This window comes from Lihuaxuella thermophila (assembly GCF_900110165.1).
Taxonomy (GTDB): domain Bacteria; phylum Bacillota; class Bacilli; order Thermoactinomycetales; family Thermoactinomycetaceae; genus Lihuaxuella; species Lihuaxuella thermophila.
Genome location: NZ_FOCQ01000002.1, coordinates 299,138 through 316,794, shown reverse-complemented (window position 1 = coordinate 316,794; position 17,657 = coordinate 299,138). Strand labels below are relative to the sequence as shown.

The following is a 17,657-nucleotide window of genomic DNA, read 5'->3' as shown; positions in this document are numbered from 1 at the left end:
CAGCTGGTACTCGACAGATGAAGGTATTTTGATCTCCCCGCAGACAGGTGGATGCCCACTTTTACGGGGGTTTTTGTTTTCTCTATAAAAGATTGGAAAGGCCTTTTTTACCATCTGGATAAAGCCGTACGGGTGTTTTTTCGTTGTCTCATCTTTGGGGTTCAGACCATTTTTACTTCTCAGGAACCAGATCAAAAACACTTTAGCAGACTAACGTTAGAAGTTCATTAGAAGATTGCCCGATTCCGGCAAAACAAAAAGGGCTCGCTAGTCGCGAAACCCTTTGATTCTGGCGGAGAGGGTGGGATTCGAACCCACGGTACGAGTTGCCCCGTACAACGGTTTTCGAGACCGCCTCCTTCAACCACTCGGACACCTCTCCATAACGGTTGAATATAAAAAAGTATATCTGAACAATAAATAATAATATAGAAAAAGACTAAAAAAGTCAAGGGTAATTCCATCAAAGAGCCGGACGAACTAAACTGGAGCATTCAGGAAAACTCCTGTGTCGCATGCGTGAACAGATGCTTTTTTTGTGTTCGCACTTAGTCTGGTCGGTTATCACTCTTAACCAGACTCTTGAAGATGTTCCCTTAGAAATGAGGAGGGCATGTGAAGGGGGAGCTAATGCTTCCCCTCACTCCACCAGCTTATTTCTGTGGGCGTAAATGGCTGCCTGGGTTCGATCATCCACTTCCAGCTTGGAGAGAATATTGGTGATGTGGGTTTTGACCGTTTTGACTGTGATAAACAGCGTGTCGGCGATCTCTTGATTGGTCTTTCCTTCCGCGATGAGACGCAAAATTTCCATTTCGCGGGGAGTTAAGGATTCATGGGGTTTCGCGTCCTTGTTGCGGCGCATTTGGGAAAGCATTTTACCGGTGACTTTGGCCTCCAGGACGGACTCCCCTTTCATGGCGGCACGGATGGCACGGGCAATCTCGCTCGCTTTTGATGTTTTTAACAGGTAGCTTAAAGCGCCCGCCTCCATCACCGGATATACTTTGTCATCATCGATAAAACTGGTCAGCACGATGATTTTCGGGTTCTCCAACACGCGGCAGATTTCTTTGGTCGCTTCCACGCCGTCCATGGGTTCCATGACCAGGTCCATCAAAATCACGTCAGGCTTTGTTTCTTGTGCCAGGCGGACAGCTTCCCGGCCGTTTGAAGCCTCCCCTACAACCTGGATATCCGGTTGCGCTTCCAGATAAGCCGAAAGCCCCATTCTCACCATTTCATGATCGTCCACAATCAGTACGCGAATCATGTTTCTCTCCCCTTCCCGCCATCTACGATCGGCACTTTTACCTCCACCTGTGTCCCTTTTCCGGGAAAGGAAACCACTTCCGCAATCCCACCGATCGCACTGGCACGCTCCTGGATCGATTGCAAACCGTAAGAGGACGCCTTAGGTTTGTTCAGATCAAATCCGACTCCGTTATCTATGATTTTAAGGGAAATTTGCCGGTTCCGGGCAACCAGGCGAACTGTGACCGACGTTGCCTGCGAGTGGCGGAAGACATTGGACAACCCTTCTTGCACGATGCGAAACAGATGATCTTCAATTCCCTTAGCCAGATCCGGAAGGTCATCCACTTCCCAATGAATATCCGCCCATTGTTTTGCCTTAAACTCTTCCAGCAGCTCTTCGATACCTTCTTTGAGCCTCTTCCCATCCAGGGTGACGGGGCGGAGATGCAACAGCAATGCACGCATCTCATTCTGGGCGATTCCGGCCATCTTCTCGATCATGGCAATCTGATCGTGAATCCGGGCAACTTCGGACGTCAGGGTTTCTTTGACGGCTGATGACATCATGGAGATGGCAAACAGTTGCTGGCTGACCGCATCATGGAGCTCCCGTGCTAGGCGCTGCCTCTCTTCGGAAATGACCGCCCGCTTCATATTCTCTTGCCACTCCGCTTTCTCGGTGGACAGCTTTTGCAATGAGGCAACCTGCTGTTCGATCCGTTCTGCCATCCGGTTTAAATGATTCGCCACCAGGCTGATTTCATCATCACCGCTCTCCGGCACGCGGAAGGAAAAATGCCCCCGCTCAAACCGCATGACCGACGAGGCCAGCATTTCTATTCTTCTTTTGATGGAATAGCCAAAAATAAAGCCGGAAAGCGTCCCGCCGGTGACGACCAGCACCGGTATCAGGATGAGTAGCGGTATCCCGTAAATCCGGGCATCCAATAAGGTCTGCAAACCCAACCGGTAAGAGAGCAGGATGACTGTCAGCAAAACAAGAGACAGACCCGAACACATCCATACCGTAAAGCGGACCGTCTGCCAATGAATGCCCGAAAACTTCGTCCCGTTCATAAATGCCTCACACCAATATCCCCGAACAGCATGGAAACAGAGATTTTCACTCTTCTCCTTGCTTGTTCGTATCCTGTTGTAGCCAGTTGAGCCTGGCGGTTGACTCCCCCTTGTTTGGCTCCCGGCACATCCAGATAACCGGCCATCACCGTGGCAGCGATCGAGACATCCAGATCATCCGGAATATATATGTCAACATTCCCGATCAGCCCGCTGATGACAATCGTGCTTTCTCCTTCGGGAATGATCGCTTTGGACAAGTTGATTTTGACATCGCAGATGCCGTAAGACATATTCAGGTCAGTAAGTTCAAACCGGCGATCGATCAAGTAGACACGGCCGACCGCAGAACTCTTTACCAGAGGCGTCTGGAATTGTATATTCCTTTCTTCCGTCAGCGGAATCCCCGTATTCGGCTGCTGATCTCCGCGAAGTTTTGAGCAGGCTTCTCTTTCTCCCGGTTTTTTGTTCTGTACCGGCCGTTTGGAATCTCCTCTGAACATCCGATATCCCCAGTAAATCAAGAGCAAGGAAACCAGAGTCCAGACCCAATCAAACCGCAAGATCTGATCCAGCAACAGGAGGACGGAGACAGTGAGAAAAGAATAACCAGCCTTGCGATAATGTTTTCTCAGCAATAAAATCCCGATCAGGAATAAGACCAAAGAGCTGGTGAAGTGATTGTCCGTCATGCTTAGAAGAATGATGATCCCGACAATCAGGATCATCCATCCCGTGAATCGGTTCTGTAACAAGCGCAATATTCCGCCTCCCTTCCGTAAAAAGCCGCCGGTGTCAATAAACACGAATATGACCGCTTACGCTGTCAAGGGTCACGGCGTGTTTTCCCTTTCCGTTCGTCGCCGTGGCCGTAGTTTCCCATTCCTTATTCACCTTTTGACAAGGAAGTCCGCATTCGATCTCCCCGCTGGTGACTCGTGCCCTTAAGGTGAAGTCCGCATCCGGAGGCAAATCAAGCGCCATCTCCCCTGAGGTCATCTTTGCCCGGATCTCGCCTGTTAAGGAATCGATTTGCCCGGTCAATTTTCCCAAAGGCAGACTGGCGCGGAAGGAACCGGTAAAGTGATCCAGCTTTACATCGCCCGAACCGGAATAAATATCGGCTGCTTTTGCAGTTACCCTCTGGATTCTTAAGTCTCCGGCCAGGTTGGAATATTGGAGGTCATCCACCTGCAAGTTTTGCAAGTCAACATTCCCTGCCGTGATATCCACCTCAAACTCGCGCAATTTCATCCGTTGACCGGGGGACGCTCCGTAAAAGCGAACATCGCCGGCAATCGAGTGGATATTCATGTGTTGTTTATAACTTTCAGGAACATAGACTTTCAATTCCGGCTTATTTCTGAACAGCCAGTGATACCACTTCGGATCGGCGGATATATAAAGCTCCTCCCCTTGTCGCCGGATCGTTACATCCATGTCGGCAGCACCTTTTCCATCTACAACGGTTTTTATATTCTTCTGTTGATGAGGAATGATGTGGATATCCGCGGTTGCATTGATCTCGATGGATTCGATGCCATCCCCCGGGAATTCTTTAACGTATCGTTCCCGGTCGGAGAACCAGCCGCCAACAGAGCTGTTTGCAACTGAACCGGTAAAAATGCACAGTCCGCAAATCATCAAAAGGAAGCCGAACAGTTTTTTCATCCATTCGCCGCAAATAGCCTCCAGCCAAAAGCATCTTGGGGAGAAACGCGACTCCACCTCCTCCTACCTAATTTTATAAAAAAGAGCACCCGTCGGGCGCTCTTTTTTTCTTGAACGGTTGGCATTTGATAAATCGTTGTCGGCACTTCACTGCTTCCTGAGTATGATAGGTTATTAAAAAACCCCTTATTGACCCGCTTCTCTATGAAATTCTCTCCACTTCGCTTCCGCCAGGTATAGATGGATGGCGCCTCCATCCCCGGAATCCATTGGTTTGTGAATCGGCAATCAGGAGAACCAGGAACCGATAATCGGGTAGCGGAATGGGCGATCCCTAAGCGCATAGATGATCCCCATAATCGGCGCAATCAAGGCAATCAAACCGAAAATAATGAGGAAGGGAATCCCTATCAAGATCCAGGAGAAAAAGGCGGAAACAGAGATTAGAATCCCCATGATCAGATGAAATACCAGCGCTTGCAGCGAGAGATTCTTAACCTCCCGGTCCGAGAGAACCAGATATGCAATCACCGGCACTAACACCGGAGCAAACCACGTACTGGCATGAATCAATATTTTTATTCCTTTATTCGCCACTCACATTCACTCCCCTCATCCATCTTCGGTCCAGCAACCGGGAGACGGCAAAGTTTCCCGGTTTTCTTTTTGTTCCCTCCATTCGTGCCGTTGTTGTTTTTAGTATATAAAACAGATCCCGTTTCCAAATCGACCCCGGGTTGCATCTTGAGATCCGACTCAGGTCGTAGAAAAGCTTTTCAGTTTCGGCACATCACAGGGATGAAAGGGTGACTGTGTTGATCACGGCTGGTTCTTCCTGATCCGGATTGACAAAGAACGGTCCATGGCATGTTTGACACAACCAGAAAAACCTGCTGATCCATAGACGGTGAATCTATCCCCTTGAAGCAGCTTTCACCTCTCAACCACTTTCATTGCCCGACATCTATTCCTTCTACAACCAAAGCTTAACTATTTTTTGACTTGAGCAATTTCTTCTTTTCTCTTAACGCGCGAAAAAAATCAGTCAGGATGCGGCTGCATTCCTCTTTCAGGATTCCGGTCACAATGGGGGTTTGATGATTGAAACGCGGATCATCCAGAAGATTCATCAAGGTTCCCGCGCAGCCGGCCTTGGGATCTTCCGTGCCATACACCACCTCTTTGATCCGGGACTGAACGATTGCACCGGCACACATGGGACAGGGTTCCAGCGTCACGTAGAGGATGCAATCGGTTAAACGCCAGCTTCCGATTCTCTCTGCCGCTTCCCGGATGGCAATCATCTCGGCATGTGCCGTCGGATCCTGATGGGTTTCCCTCAAGTTGTGTCCCCGGCCGATGATCTCTCCGTCCAAGACAACCACTGCGCCAATGGGAACTTCACCGATGGACTCAGCCTTTTTCGCCTCTTCCAATGCCGCCTCCATGAAAAACTCATGATTCACGTTTTTCACCTCTTGCGCCCATTATACCCAAACGGGAAGCTGACAAAAAGAAAGGGCCATTCCGGCCCGTCATTTCGTTCAGACACCGATCAGGACAAAGAAGAGAAGAATCTCGAAAAGAGCTCACTCTTGACAGCGGTCTCAAATATGAAATTTAGGAGCCATGAAGATAATCGTACCGATAAACCAACGCCCACCATGATCCCTGCACCAAAACTCATGATAAGCTGAATGGGCTTTTTCATTTTCAATCCCTCCTAAATCACGGTTTCACCGCCTTCAACTCCGGATTTCAAGCTGAGTCAGGTAAGTCTATTGTATAGGGGAACCTATAGAAAACTACGTAAATATACATTTCTAACTATTTAAAATAATAGAAATAAAGGGAATGAAATAGAGTGAAGAGACGTTTCTCCTCACTCCTATATTTCCTACAGGAATCGGTTGTTGGGGTTTTACTCCATTTTCTACGCGGCTTCTCTGATCGTCTCCAAGTATTTTTGGCCTTGTTTGGCATCGTACTGACCTTCCCATTTGGACATGATAACGGCTGCAAGCGAATTTCCAATCACGTTGACAGCTGTTCTTGCCATGTCGAGAATGCGGTCGATTCCGGCGATAAATGCCAGTCCTTCCAGCGGAATTCCCACTGACCCAAGCGTCGCCAACAAAACGACGAAGGATACCCCCGGAACCCCTGCGATCCCTTTGGATGTCACCATCAATACGAGCAGCAGCGTAATCTGGCTGCTGATCGGCATGTCAATCCCGTACATCTGGGCGATAAACAAAGCAGCAATCGCCTGGTACAACGTAGATCCATCCAAATTAAAGGAGTAGCCGGTCGGAATCACAAAGGAAGTGACAGCTTTGGGACAGCCGTACTTTTCCATCTTCTCCATGATCTTTGGCAGGACGGTTTCAGAGCTTGCTGTGGAATAAGCCAGGATAAGCTCATCCTTTAAGATCTTCATGATGGAAAAGATATTTGAACCCGCGATTTTCGCAACCAGACCCAAAACGACAAACACAAAAAACAGCATGGCTCCGTAGACAGATAGCACCAATTTGCCGAGCGGGATTAAGGAACCGATCCCGAATTTGGAAATGGTCACACCGATCAGGGCAAACACCCCGAATGGAGCAAATTTCATAATTTGGTTGGTGACCCAGAACATCGCTTCAGAGACACCCTGGAAGAAGTTGATCACCGGTTTTCCTTTCTCTCCGATGGCAGCCACGCCCAGACCAAACATGACAGAGAAAAAGATGATGGCCAGCATGTCTCCATTTGCGGTTGACTCGAAAATATTGTCCGGGACGATATTGACAAACGTATCGATAAAGCTATGGCTCGTCTGTTCCTTTGTCGTATCTACGTATTTTTGAATGTCCCCTTTCGATAGCTCCTGCATATTGACTCCGACACCCGGCTGGACAATATTGGCGATGAGCAGTCCGACAACGATGGCCACGGTGGTGATGATCTCAAAATACAAGATCGTTTTCCCGCCCAGTTTGCCTAACTTTTTGATATCTCCTACTCCCGCGACTCCTACAACGAGGGTAGCGATTACAATCGGGATGACGATCATTTTAATTAGTCGGATAAAGATGTCGCCTATCGGTTGTAAATACGTTTCGACAGCAGGATTTCGAAAAAATATGGCCCCAACCAGAATGCCTGAGATCAATCCGATCAGAATCTGCATCGCCAAACCAAACTTTTTCATCCGAATCCCCCTTCAATGGTCGTAATAAAGCGCTTTCAGTCGCGAAATGGACAAGAAAAGGTAAGTTTAGTTTAGCGGATGAACTATAAAAAACTATGGAAACATACATCCCGATTCCCGGTTCAGGTGGATAAAATATACCCACACAGCTGGACCCGGTCTGTGAAAATCCATCCAAGCCGGGTGGCAGGGACACCTTCTGCGGTGTTTCAAATGGTTGTTTCAGTCGCCCCGCTTCCCTTTTCGAGTCATCTCCCTGGATCGTGTCGCCCGGACGGTTTTTCCGAAATAAAAAACACTCCTTCTCCATGCATTGAAAAGGAGTGTTCGTCGCTTGTTCATCATTTGCTCCTGATGCTCAAAGATCATCAGGCGGATGATCTACATCAAATGCTTGGCCTCCAGGTACAGAACTTGAATAAACTTCTTGGGATTCAGACGTATCCCGGACTGGACGGATTTCGTTTCATTCTCAAGTTCAAGCATCCTTTTTCGTATTTCCCTAAAATCAAAAAACTTGGATGCGTTTTCAAATGTGGGATTGGAATAATCGGTCAGTCCGATGGATGCGATATGGCTTAACGATTGAAAAATCGCCCGGCGTACCCGCTGTTCGGAAGCCTTGACCTCTTTATTTAATTCGGCTGGATCCGCTGATTTCCCCAATTTCTTCATCGCGAGATTCATATAGATCTCTTTGAGGGGCGGAAACTCGTGCTCGACTGGTTTCTCTTTCTCATAGTGAAACAGAAATTGCACAATTTCCAATAAATCTTTACTGCCGCTTTCACTGATAATCCCCAACTCAGATAAAAGGTATTTAGCCGAAGTCAGGATACTATTCTCGGTATAGGGATTTTCTTCCTTCGGTGGATCGGTGAGCAGGGCATTTAATGATTTTCTTATATCGCGAATGGATCTTTCCAAGCGCATCCGTTCGCGCACTTTTTGAATAACCCCGCACACTTCAAGCCGATTGATCGGCTTCGTAATATAATACTCCACTCCGAGGGAGTAAGCTTCACCAATCATCTCTTTGGATTCGATCTGTGAAATCATGATGATTTTCCCCGCAAAATCATTTAATTGGCGAATGGTCTCGATTCCGTCGCGAACCGGCATCATCAAATCAATCAACAGAATATCCACTTTCTTCATGCGAAGCAGCTGCGTGTCGACATGGGAACCATCTGCTGCTTCTCCGGCCACTTCCCCCAGATCTTGGTCCTCAATGATTTGCGCAAGCATGGAGCGTACCGCTTCATCATCATCAACAATAAAAAAACGCATAGCCTCACCCTTTCCGGATTAAACGGTCGAGCGGCAATCGGATGGTAAAAACGGTTTGGTTTTGTCCGGCCGGGCTTTGCACGCTAACCTCACCTTCCAGACTGCGGACAACTTCCTTTACATAAGACAGGCCAATCCCGGTAGACGGTTTGCCCAACAGGTCATATTTCGTGGTGAAACCGGGTTTGAAAATAAGTTCCTGCATCTTTTGCGGCACACCCGGCCCGTTATCCGACACCTGGAAGATGACTGAATCCCCTTTTTCCTCAATGGAAATACCGATGATGCCCGTTTTTTCAATGGACTCCACCGCATTGGCAACCAGGTTATTGATGAGGGTTAAGATTGTAAAAACATGGTAAAGGGGATGGGCGCCTTCGATCTGAAGGACAAATTGAATCTCTTTCCCCAGTAATCGGGCATACTTTTGATTCGTTTTTACTATCACCTCACCCAATTCTTCGATCTTCATAACATCCGTCGTGATTTCGCCCGCAATCATTTTTGAGATGCCGGCATAGATTCGCTGGTTATCTTTTTTGATTTCATGTACCTGTCCGGCAATTTTCAAAGCTCTTTGTGCGAATTCATCCGGATCGGCTGAATGTTTGGTTTTTAAATCCCGGTATAAGTCATAGCAGTCTCTGGTGATATCTTCCGCATTTTGCAATGATTTTTTCAAATGGATCGTCTCTTCGTACAAGTTGGAAATAAACATGAGCTTTTGTTGTTCCTGTTCCACAATTTCTTCTTGCCGAAGCTTAATAATGTTGAAAAAGCCGAGCACAAAAAAAGTGCGGATAATGGCAATGACTATAATCTTTCCCAATGTGGGCCCTGTGATCACTTTGAGCAGACTGGCATACCTTACGGATAATTCCACAATTCCTGTCGTGATTTCGATCAAAACTCCCAAAAGTCCGACCATGAGCGGCCGATGATGATATTGATTGATTCTGGTTGCATAAAACAGGCAGGAGTACGTGAAATAATACAGGAAAGCAGGAAAATGATGCCGAAACGACTCGTCTGGCAGCCCCGAGTGCCATACATCCAAGGACATACGGAACAGAACCACAGAAATTCCGACCAGCAACCCTGAAACAATCGGGGAGATATTTCGAATCCATAGTAAAAAGAAGAAAAAAATAGGAATGCTGAAACTGATGCGAAACGAATCATTAAAAGGATGGATATTCAATTCACCCGCTAACGTGACAGCAATAAGCATCAAGCCCAGAACAGCCAGATCTTTCTTCACAAAACGATATCCTTCCGATTAAAATGACCAAATAGTCAATAATTTTGCGAAACCCGCTCCTCAGCCATGGAACGAACCGAATCCTGCATTCCCCCGAATGGAAGTCCGCTGAATTTGTCATGGCAGAGCCGCTCGCCTCATCCGCGTTCCCATTCGATCCCAGTAATTAATTATAGATATTCTCTTTACATTCCTGCCATGAAAATAGCAATCTTATTTAATGATAAAATAAAAAACCCTCCCGTCAGTGGGAGGGGGAAACGGAGGATGACTCCATACACTCAGAGCACCGTCCGTAGATCTCAAATTTATGTCCGGTAATTTCAAAATTATCCGGTTTCCCTAAGATCGCGTTCATGGGGCAGACATGAATGGTCCGGGTGCGTCCGCATTCCGTGCAGATCAAATGGTGATGATGGGAATTTCCCCCGCAGTTAAAACGGTACCGCCTTTCCCCGTCCCATTCCGTTCCTTCGATAATCCCCAGATCTTCAAACAGGGCCAGATTGCGGTAAACCGTGTCAAAACTGAGGCCCGGATAATCTTTCTGCATGTAGTCCAGAACTTCTTTGGCCGTCAGGTAACGACCCTGTTCGGAAAATATATGCACCATCCGCTCGCGTTTGCCTGTATATTTATATCCGTTTTTTTTGAGTAAATCGAGTGCTTGTTTCAAGTCCATATAACTCGCTCCCAGAACATAAGAAAAGCTCATTTTACCTGTATTCTACCTCATTCCTGGCGATTTCTGAACAGGAAATGAATGCGTTTGATCAAAAGTACCAAGAGCAAGATTGCAATGGAAACCAGGACAATGGTTCCTCCGGATGCCCAGTTCAGATAGTAAGCGGCAAACAGGCCGCTGAGGACAGCGAGCTCTGAAAACAGCACCGACCACACGATGGTTTGGCGAAAGCTGGCCGTAAATTGCAAGCTCGCCGCCACCGGAATCGTCATCAAAGCGGAAACGAGCAAAATCCCCACAACCCGGATCGCGGCAGAGATGACCAAGGCCACAATGAGAATAAACAAAAAGTTGACCACGCGACGGGGGATCCCGGTGATCACGGCGTTTTCTTCATCAAAAGAGAGAGCAAACATCTCTTTGTAAAAAGAAAAGAAAAAGAGAAGAACCAGCGCCCCGATCATCAGAATCGCCGTCAACTCTTCTTTTCCGACAGTCAGGATACTCCCGAACAGATAGCCGGCGATATCCACATTAAAACCGTCGCCTGCGCTGATGAGAACGACGCCCAGTCCGATTCCGCCCGAGAGGATAATCGGAATGGCCAACTCCTGATACGACCGGTACAACCGCCGGATTCTCTCTACAAACATGGAACCGATCACGGCAAATGCCATGCCTGTATAAAGCGGGTTCACCGCCTGAAACAACGGAAGTTCTTTTTGCAAGAGCAGGCCTGCCGCAACCCCTGACAAAGTGACATGGGACAAGGCTTCCGCGATGAGAGACAGCCGTCTGACTACCAGATAAACACCGACAAGGGGAGAGATCAGTCCCACAATCACACCGGCATAAAGGGCATTTTGCATCCATTCATAGCGAAACAGAATCTCCAACATAGGCAAAAGAGCGCCTCATCCCGGGCGCTTCCCTCCTTCTTCCTTACTCTCCCGTTCATACATGGTGATGATGTTCAATCACCCGAATTTCATGCCCGTAGGCCGCTGATAAGATCTCATGCTGATGCTCTCTGAAATCTTGGGAATCTCCGTGAAAGAACAGCCGTTTATTCAGACAAGCCACCCGGTCCACGCAAGTGGTCACAACCCCGATATCATGAGTGACGAGAACCAAAGACAAGCCCTTGTTGCGATGAAGATCAGCCAGCAATTGGTAGAACTCCTCCACGGACTTCACATCAATTCCCACTGTCGGCTCATCAAGGATCAGCAAATCGGGATCGCTTACCAGTGCCCTGGCAATAAAGGCCCGCTGCTGCTGGCCTCCTGACAGTTTCCCGATATTGCGGCCGGCAAAAGGGGATAAACCCACTTGTTCAATCGCCTGATCGACCCGTTCCCAATCCGCTTTTTTCATGCGTCGGAACAGCCCCAGCCTTCCATAGAGGCCCGAGGCCACAACTTCTCGAACGGTCGCCGGGAATCCCCGGTTAAAGCTGTTCGATTTCTGCGAGACATAGCCGACGCGCGAACGGGTTTTGAATTGGCGGACGGGCTCGCCAAATAAGGTGATCTCCCCCTTCAGGGGTTTGAGGAGTCCCAACATCAACTTCACAAGCGTCGATTTCCCGGAGCCGTTGGGACCGATGATCCCGAGAAATTCCCCTTTGAGCAGCGTCAGGTCCACACCGTCCAGCACTTTTTGATGTTCGTAGGCAAAATGGACATTCTTGATCTCAATGATTTTCTCGCTCACCCTGCTACGCCCAGAGCTTTGGCCAAATTCTCTTTATTTTGCCTCATGATCGAGAAATAATCGGCTCCCCGGGCGACCTCCTCCTTTGTCAAACCTTCCAGCGGATTCAGCGTCAGCGCTTCGGCGTTGACTTCATCTTTTACCACTTTGGCTACATTGGGATTTACCAGCGTTTCAAACAAAATCACATGGACTTGATGGTGTCGGACCGTTTCGATCATTTTCTGCAACTCTTTGGGACTGGGCTCGTCCGAGGGGGTGATACCCGAAATGGCGATTTGCTTCAATCCGTAGCGATTGGCCAAATAACCGAAGGCGGCATGGGAGACGACAAATTCCTTCTTCGGAGCCTTTTTGACCATTTCCATGAATTCGCGGTCCAATTGATCCAGCTGTGACGCCAAAGCAGCATAATTTTTCTCATATTCGGCTTTATGCTTCGGGTCTTTTTTGATCAGGGCATCACGAATGCGAAGCGCTTGCTGCTTGGCATGGGTGGGATCCAGCCAGACATGGGGATCAACCGCCTCATTGCCGTGCTCATGCCCATGTTCTCCCGACGATCCATGTTCTTCTTCATGTTCGCTCGCCGGCAAAAGCTCCAAGTTCTCCGTGCTGTTTACGATGACCGTTTTTTGGGGATCCAAAGATTCAACCGCCTTCTCCGCCCACGCTTCAAACCCCGAACCGTTATAGATAAAGACGTCCGCCTCACTCAGCGTGGCCATATCCCTTGGCGATAATTCAAAATCATGCGGTTCTGTTCCCGGCGGGACCAGGTTGGTAACCCGCACGTGATCCCCGCCGATTTTTTTGGCGAAGTCTTCCAGCGGATAAAGGCTGGCAATCACCTCAAGTTTTCCATCTTCCGTTTTCGGCCCGGTCACAGCAGGGCTGCAACCCGTGAACAGTACAGAAAAAGTCAAGGCTGCAACGGCCAAAACCAACAGCGTCTTTTTCATCTCCCATATACCTCCAAAAATAAAACATTCCGCTTACCCTATCATCTTGAACCATTATATCCGAGGAAATTCTTTTTGTAAATCGGAAATATTACGTTTTAATAGTTCCAAATAAACACTCATTGAGTTAAGTATTTCCTTTTTATAAAGAAAAGAGCCTTGCCGGTGATTTCGGGACGCGTCCACACCGTCCGCCACCAGCCAAAGGCTCTTATTTACGCCGCTGTTTTCTTTTGCCATACAGGCAAACTTACTCTTCTCATCCACGGTTTCAACCATCGGAGATAAACCTGTGTCACCACATATGCTGCACTCATAAATCCGAACAGGATGTAAATATCTTTCATCACGGCCGCCACATCCCCGCCTGATAGGGCAGCCCGTAAACCGTGGACCGTATAGGTCATCGGCAAATACGGATGAAGGGTTTGGAAAAACTCCGGCAGGAGGGGAAGAGGATAAGTGCCTCCACTTGAAGTGAGCTGCAGCATCAACAAAACGATGGCCACAAATCGGCCCGCATTTTTTAACAGCGCGACCAGCATCTGATTGATGGCCATAAAGGTAAAGGACATGACCATGGTAAACAAGTAGAGCCATTCAGGCAATACCGGGTGAATGCCCAGCCCCCAAACCAAAGCGGCTGTACATATGACTGCCTGGGCCGCACCGATGATCGCGCCCGCGGTAAGAGTCAGCGGCTCTTTTCCCGGTTTTTGATCCAGTACCTGATACAAGTCAATCACGGTATACAACATCATCGCTCCCACCCACAGGGAAAGGGAGAGAAAGTAGGGGGCAAATCCGGTTGCATAGTTGGGCACCGGGTGCAGATTTTTTTGTTTGACCAGGACAGAATCGGTGATGGTATCCGCCTTTTGGTCCGCATTCGCCAGGCTCTTGTCGGCATCCCGAACCCCGTCTCTTAAACCGTCGGCCAATTCGGATTGCCCGTCCCGGATTTTCTCAAGCCCTGTTTGCAACCGGACCACTCCGTTTTCCAGCTTGTTCAAACCCCGGATCACATCGTTTTGACCTTCCGCCAATCTTCCGGCTCCATTCGCCATTTCGCTTGTAGCCCGAATGAGTTGATCCATTTTTTTGATGCTGTTGATGGCACGATCCACATCAGCTTCCATTTTTTGTGTATAAGCAGCCAGTTCTTTCACGTCCGGCAACCGAACGTTCTCAGGCCTGTTGAAATCACCGCGCCTCAACTGATCCAGTTGATCCCTGATCCTGCTTTGCCGCTCCCCGTTATTGGACAAAGCAGATGCCAGCTGCTGTGCCCGGGGATCTTCCGCCAGTTCCGGGTGGCCCTGGATTAACTCCTGCATCAATCGGACAGACCGGTGATTGATCGCTTGCGATTCACGGGCGTTTTGTGCGATGGATTCAACCCGGGCGAACACCGAGTCGCGGTTTGTCGGGGGCACCGGAGGTTGCCCGCCTTCGATCTGCCGGAGGATCTGGTTGATCCGGTGAAGGTGGGTTTTTGCTTGCAGCAGCCAGTTCAGCGGTTCCTCCGTTTGCCTCTTCGCTTTGATCAGCTCTTCATTCATTCTGGTGAGGTAATCGCTCAACGTCTCGGCCCCCGCTTGGAGTCTGGCCATTCCGTCTTGCAGTTGATCCACGCCCGCTTTCACTTTTTGATTGCCTCGGGCTGCTTCCGCCGTACCGTTTGCCAGCTGTTCCGCCCCATCAGCCGCTTGGGCGAGATCCCGGGCGGACTGTCGTATCTTTTCGAAGATCTTATCGACATAGACATGAGTCAATTTCTGTTCCAGTTGGTCTTCCAGTTCGCGGATCATCGATTCCCCAATGCGCCCGGAAAGGTAGTTATTGCTTTCATTCACATAATATTGCAACTGGCCTTTTAATGGAGCGGGACTGTCCACTGAAACGGCTTTCCGGGAGAAATCGCGCGGAATCACAATTCCCGCGTAATAACTTCCCTGTTTAAGGCCCTTTTGCATCTGAGTGCGCGATACAAACTCCCACTTCAACTTGGAATCCTCATGAAGTTCCCTGACCAAATCATTCCCAACATGGATGCGCTCCCCGTCCTGAACAGCCCCCTGATCTTCGTTGACCACAGCGACCGGCAAATATCTCATATTATCATAAGGATCGAAAAAAGCTTTGAGATAAATGTAGCTGTAGACAAGGGGAAGCAACAGGACTCCCACGAGAGCCAATCTCATTGGCTTATGTGCCCAGATTTGCTGAAAGTCGTACGAAACGGCTCTCCACTGGGCAATGGGACCCTTTTTCATCGCGCACACCTCCGTTCCGCGAAAAATAAAACTGACTGGTCAGTTCAAAAATAATTATACACCTCTTCTCTTTTTGTGCAAGAGATTTTTGAATCATGTTTTGTGATTTGTCAAGCCGCTAAAGAACACTCGCTGCAAACTGTCGATCATTGCCGGAATCTTTGCTTCCACTGATGCCTGTGTCCCATATTGCTCCAGACTGTAGATTTTCTGCAGGACAACCACGCTGGCGGCCCCAAAAACCGCACTGGCCGTTTCCTGTGGATGCTCCAGCTGAAACTCCCCGGTTTCCATCCCTTTTTGCAATATTTCCTGAATCAGATTCAAATACTCACGGATCTTCGCCCGGAATTGCTGTTGGCGCTCCTTTGTGCCAAATGCTTCATTCAAAACGAGTTTAGCCAGTTTCTCATTTTGAATAAAGAAATGGACATGAGCGTGCAGAAGAGCTTTCAGCTGCTCTGCCGGTGAATCGTGAACAGCAATGCTCCTTCTGGCACAGTCGATCAGCCTTTTCATCCCTTCATTCATCAGCCCGACAAAGAGTTCTTCTTTGCTCTTAAAGTGATAATAAATCGTCCCCTTCGCCACCCCGGCCGCCTGGGCGATATCGTCCATCTTCGCCTGGTCAAATCCGCTTTCGGCAAATACTTGAACTGCAGCTTGAAAGATGACGTCCACTTTTTCATGACGCATGATGAGAATCCTCCAATATTACCTATGTTTTACAAAGAGTTTCAGCTACCGGATAACCTTATATGATATTATTTTATAACACTGAATCCCGCCTTCGGAAAAGCAGACTTCTGCTGAATGGAACTTTTCTCCCGGATCATTCCGGCACAGGAGTATCAAACGGAACATCCACAAATGATCCAATAAAAGTAAGGCGGAAACGATCTTCCGCCTTCTTTCCGTCACCGTTAAGAGAATCCTTTTCCTCCTCCCATCGGCTTCTCTTTGACGAAGAATTCCCTCTCCGAAGAAAGCACTGCTCATTCACACGTAGTTAAGCCCTCCGGTATAGGGAAAAGGAATGGGAAACAGTTGCGCTAACAGATGTTTAAAATGGCTGTCCAGTCGGATCTTCGGTTCAGGATCGAAGACAAGAGAGACCAGTTCAGCTGAATCCAGTACGCCGCTTTCCTTTCCCAACCGGATTTGGGTCCGGCCGGTTTCCAGGAATCTGACGGAAAATTGACATTCCAGCTCCCCGTCTTTTTCCCGCAAATACGGCCGCAATTGAGCAATCAGCCTCTCGGGGTGAATGATGTTCACTGTCCCCAAATTCCTTTCCCTTTTCACCTCGTATGACTCCAAAGAGCGGATCAACGCTTGCTCGTGCCACGGAACGGGGACTTCCAACTGCTGGAGGTGATAGCGCTCGACTGCTGCTGCCAACAGCATTCCCACCACTTCGGGAGAACCGGCCCATTCGAAGGCTGTCGGCGGGTGTTTCTTTCCATCCCGGTGAGGAACGCCCACAACCACAAACCCCTCTAATTCACCTTCCCGCTCAGCTACCAATACTTTGTGGCGCAATTTGACGCAACTTGCATACGCTTCTGCTCGAACCAACATCGCCAAATCCCAGACGCTTTGCTCATAACGCGTTGTCCTTCGCGCGGCTGCACCCGCGATCTTCAGCCAGTCGACAGGTTTCCATTCACGGACTTGCACATCATCCCTGACATGTTGGCTGAAGAGCGATTCGGCTGAATCCGGTTTTATTACAAACCGAAAAACATCGCCAAAGAGGTGGCAATTGGCCCTGGTATACAGGGGGCCCGTTCCTGACACCAATAGCAGGGATGCACCTGCTCCCTCCACATGAGCCAAAACTTTTTCCAATACTTTACTTGCATATCCCCTTCCGCGGTAATCCGGATGCGTACACACCGACCCCAAAGAGTACACGGATAATCTCGCCCGGCCCACGCAAATCACAGAGGGAACCAGTCCGAGGAAAGTGACCATTTTTCCGTCCTCAAATGCAGCAAATGATTGTCCCGCGAGTGTATCAGAAAATATATGGGGAAACCCGTCCGCCATGGACTTCTGTTCCCAATCGCGAAACGTTTGATCGGCAAGCGCCTTTGCTTGCGGTAATTCTCCCACCTCAACCGGGCGGATCTCCAGCATCACTCTCATCCCCTTCATCCGAGGCATTCGACCTATTCCTGTTTGACTCCATTTGCCAGACAGACGGGATCAACCTGCTCTTCCAAGAGTTTCGCATCAGCACACATCTGCGCAAACGTTT

The 17,657-nt window shown here is 48.8% G+C and carries 16 protein-coding genes and 1 tRNA gene; all 17 read right to left on the bottom strand.

Features of this window, described 5'->3' with window-relative positions; all coding sequences use genetic code 11:
- Positions 1-290: 290 nt before the first annotated feature.
- Positions 291-382 (bottom strand) — tRNA-Ser (locus BMW55_RS03410).
- Positions 383-640: 258 nt separating this feature from the next.
- Positions 641-1,273 (bottom strand): response regulator transcription factor, encoded by a 633-nt coding sequence (locus BMW55_RS03405; protein ID WP_089965371.1) that lies wholly within the window; start codon positions 1,271-1,273, stop codon positions 641-643.
- Positions 1,270-2,334 (bottom strand): sensor histidine kinase, encoded by a 1,065-nt coding sequence (locus tag BMW55_RS03400; protein WP_089965370.1) that lies wholly within the window; start codon positions 2,332-2,334, stop codon positions 1,270-1,272. Before BMW55_RS03400 ends, BMW55_RS03405 begins: the two co-directional genes overlap by 4 nt.
- The gene (liaF, locus tag BMW55_RS03395) at positions 2,331-3,095 is read right to left on the bottom strand and encodes a cell wall-active antibiotics response protein LiaF (RefSeq protein WP_089965368.1); all 765 of its coding nucleotides are present in this window, start codon (positions 3,093-3,095) and stop codon (positions 2,331-2,333) included. Before liaF ends, BMW55_RS03400 begins: the two co-directional genes overlap by 4 nt.
- A gap of 34 nt (positions 3,096-3,129) precedes the next feature.
- A complete protein-coding gene (locus tag BMW55_RS03390; protein WP_139179425.1) occupies positions 3,130-4,062 on the bottom strand; it encodes a DUF4097 family beta strand repeat-containing protein in 933 nt (310 codons plus the stop codon).
- Between the two features lie 231 nt (positions 4,063-4,293).
- Positions 4,294-4,602: a DUF4870 domain-containing protein gene (locus BMW55_RS03385; protein WP_089965365.1), complete on the bottom strand. Its 309-nt coding sequence runs from the start codon at positions 4,600-4,602 to the stop codon at positions 4,294-4,296.
- A gap of 389 nt (positions 4,603-4,991) precedes the next feature.
- Positions 4,992-5,471, bottom strand: coding sequence for a tRNA adenosine(34) deaminase TadA (gene tadA / locus BMW55_RS03380; protein ID WP_425283810.1), 480 nt, complete (start codon positions 5,469-5,471; stop codon positions 4,992-4,994).
- Positions 5,472-5,938: 467 nt separating this feature from the next.
- On the bottom strand, positions 5,939-7,204 hold the full coding sequence (locus BMW55_RS03375) for a cation:dicarboxylate symporter family transporter (RefSeq protein ID WP_089965361.1): 1,266 nt from the start codon (positions 7,202-7,204) through the stop codon (positions 5,939-5,941).
- A 381-nt stretch (positions 7,205-7,585) separates the two neighbouring features.
- Positions 7,586-8,494: a DNA-binding domain-containing protein gene (locus BMW55_RS03370; protein WP_089965359.1), complete on the bottom strand. Its 909-nt coding sequence runs from the start codon at positions 8,492-8,494 to the stop codon at positions 7,586-7,588.
- 4 nt (positions 8,495-8,498) lie between these two features.
- On the bottom strand, positions 8,499-9,725 hold the full coding sequence (locus tag BMW55_RS03365; RefSeq protein WP_170839723.1) for an ATP-binding protein: 1,227 nt from the start codon (positions 9,723-9,725) through the stop codon (positions 8,499-8,501).
- A 274-nt stretch (positions 9,726-9,999) separates the two neighbouring features.
- On the bottom strand, positions 10,000-10,437 hold the full coding sequence (locus BMW55_RS03360; protein ID WP_089965469.1) for a Fur family transcriptional regulator: 438 nt from the start codon (positions 10,435-10,437) through the stop codon (positions 10,000-10,002).
- A gap of 50 nt (positions 10,438-10,487) precedes the next feature.
- On the bottom strand, positions 10,488-11,339 hold the full coding sequence (locus BMW55_RS03355) for a metal ABC transporter permease (protein ID WP_089965356.1): 852 nt from the start codon (positions 11,337-11,339) through the stop codon (positions 10,488-10,490).
- Positions 11,340-11,394: 55 nt separating this feature from the next.
- Positions 11,395-12,156, bottom strand: a complete 762-nt coding sequence (locus BMW55_RS03350; protein WP_089965355.1) for a metal ABC transporter ATP-binding protein — start codon at positions 12,154-12,156, stop codon at positions 11,395-11,397.
- Positions 12,153-13,118 carry a metal ABC transporter substrate-binding protein gene (locus BMW55_RS03345; RefSeq protein WP_089965353.1) on the bottom strand — a complete coding sequence of 322 codons (966 nt, stop codon included), beginning with the start codon at positions 13,116-13,118 and terminating at the stop codon, positions 12,153-12,155. Before BMW55_RS03345 ends, BMW55_RS03350 begins: the two co-directional genes overlap by 4 nt.
- Before the next feature lie 215 nt (positions 13,119-13,333).
- A complete protein-coding gene (locus BMW55_RS03340; RefSeq protein WP_089965351.1) occupies positions 13,334-15,394 on the bottom strand; it encodes a YhgE/Pip domain-containing protein in 2,061 nt (686 codons plus the stop codon).
- Between the two features lie 93 nt (positions 15,395-15,487).
- A complete protein-coding gene (locus BMW55_RS03335) occupies positions 15,488-16,090 on the bottom strand; it encodes a TetR/AcrR family transcriptional regulator (RefSeq protein WP_089965350.1) in 603 nt (200 codons plus the stop codon).
- 303 nt (positions 16,091-16,393) lie between these two features.
- Complete coding sequence (locus BMW55_RS03325) at positions 16,394-17,563, bottom strand: GNAT family N-acetyltransferase (RefSeq protein ID WP_089965346.1); 1,170 nt, start codon at positions 17,561-17,563, stop codon at positions 16,394-16,396.
- Positions 17,564-17,657 lie beyond the last annotated feature (94 nt).

What these genes read in the sequence shown, in the direction of transcription:
- BMW55_RS03405 (WP_089965371.1), bottom strand. Translation starts at nt 1,273, where the DNA reads ATGATTCGCGTACTGATTGTGGACGATCATGAAATGGTGAGAATGGGG.
- BMW55_RS03400 (WP_089965370.1), bottom strand. Translation starts at nt 2,334, where the DNA reads ATGAACGGGACGAAGTTTTCGGGCATTCATTGGCAGACGGTCCGCTTT.
- BMW55_RS03375 (WP_089965361.1), bottom strand. Translation starts at nt 7,204, where the DNA reads ATGAAAAAGTTTGGTTTGGCGATGCAGATTCTGATCGGATTGATCTCA.
- BMW55_RS03370 (WP_089965359.1), bottom strand. Translation starts at nt 8,494, where the DNA reads ATGCGTTTTTTTATTGTTGATGATGATGAAGCGGTACGCTCCATGCTT.
- BMW55_RS03365 (WP_170839723.1), bottom strand. Translation starts at nt 9,725, where the DNA reads ATGCTTATTGCTGTCACGTTAGCGGGTGAATTGAATATCCATCCTTTT.
- BMW55_RS03360 (WP_089965469.1), bottom strand. Translation starts at nt 10,437, where the DNA reads ATGGACTTGAAACAAGCACTCGATTTACTCAAAAAAAACGGATATAAA.
- BMW55_RS03355 (WP_089965356.1), bottom strand. Translation starts at nt 11,339, where the DNA reads ATGTTGGAGATTCTGTTTCGCTATGAATGGATGCAAAATGCCCTTTAT.
- BMW55_RS03345 (WP_089965353.1), bottom strand. Translation starts at nt 13,118, where the DNA reads ATGAAAAAGACGCTGTTGGTTTTGGCCGTTGCAGCCTTGACTTTTTCT.
- BMW55_RS03340 (WP_089965351.1), bottom strand. Translation starts at nt 15,394, where the DNA reads ATGAAAAAGGGTCCCATTGCCCAGTGGAGAGCCGTTTCGTACGACTTT.
- BMW55_RS03335 (WP_089965350.1), bottom strand. Translation starts at nt 16,090, where the DNA reads ATGCGTCATGAAAAAGTGGACGTCATCTTTCAAGCTGCAGTTCAAGTA.
- BMW55_RS03325 (WP_089965346.1), bottom strand. Translation starts at nt 17,563, where the DNA reads ATGCCTCGGATGAAGGGGATGAGAGTGATGCTGGAGATCCGCCCGGTT.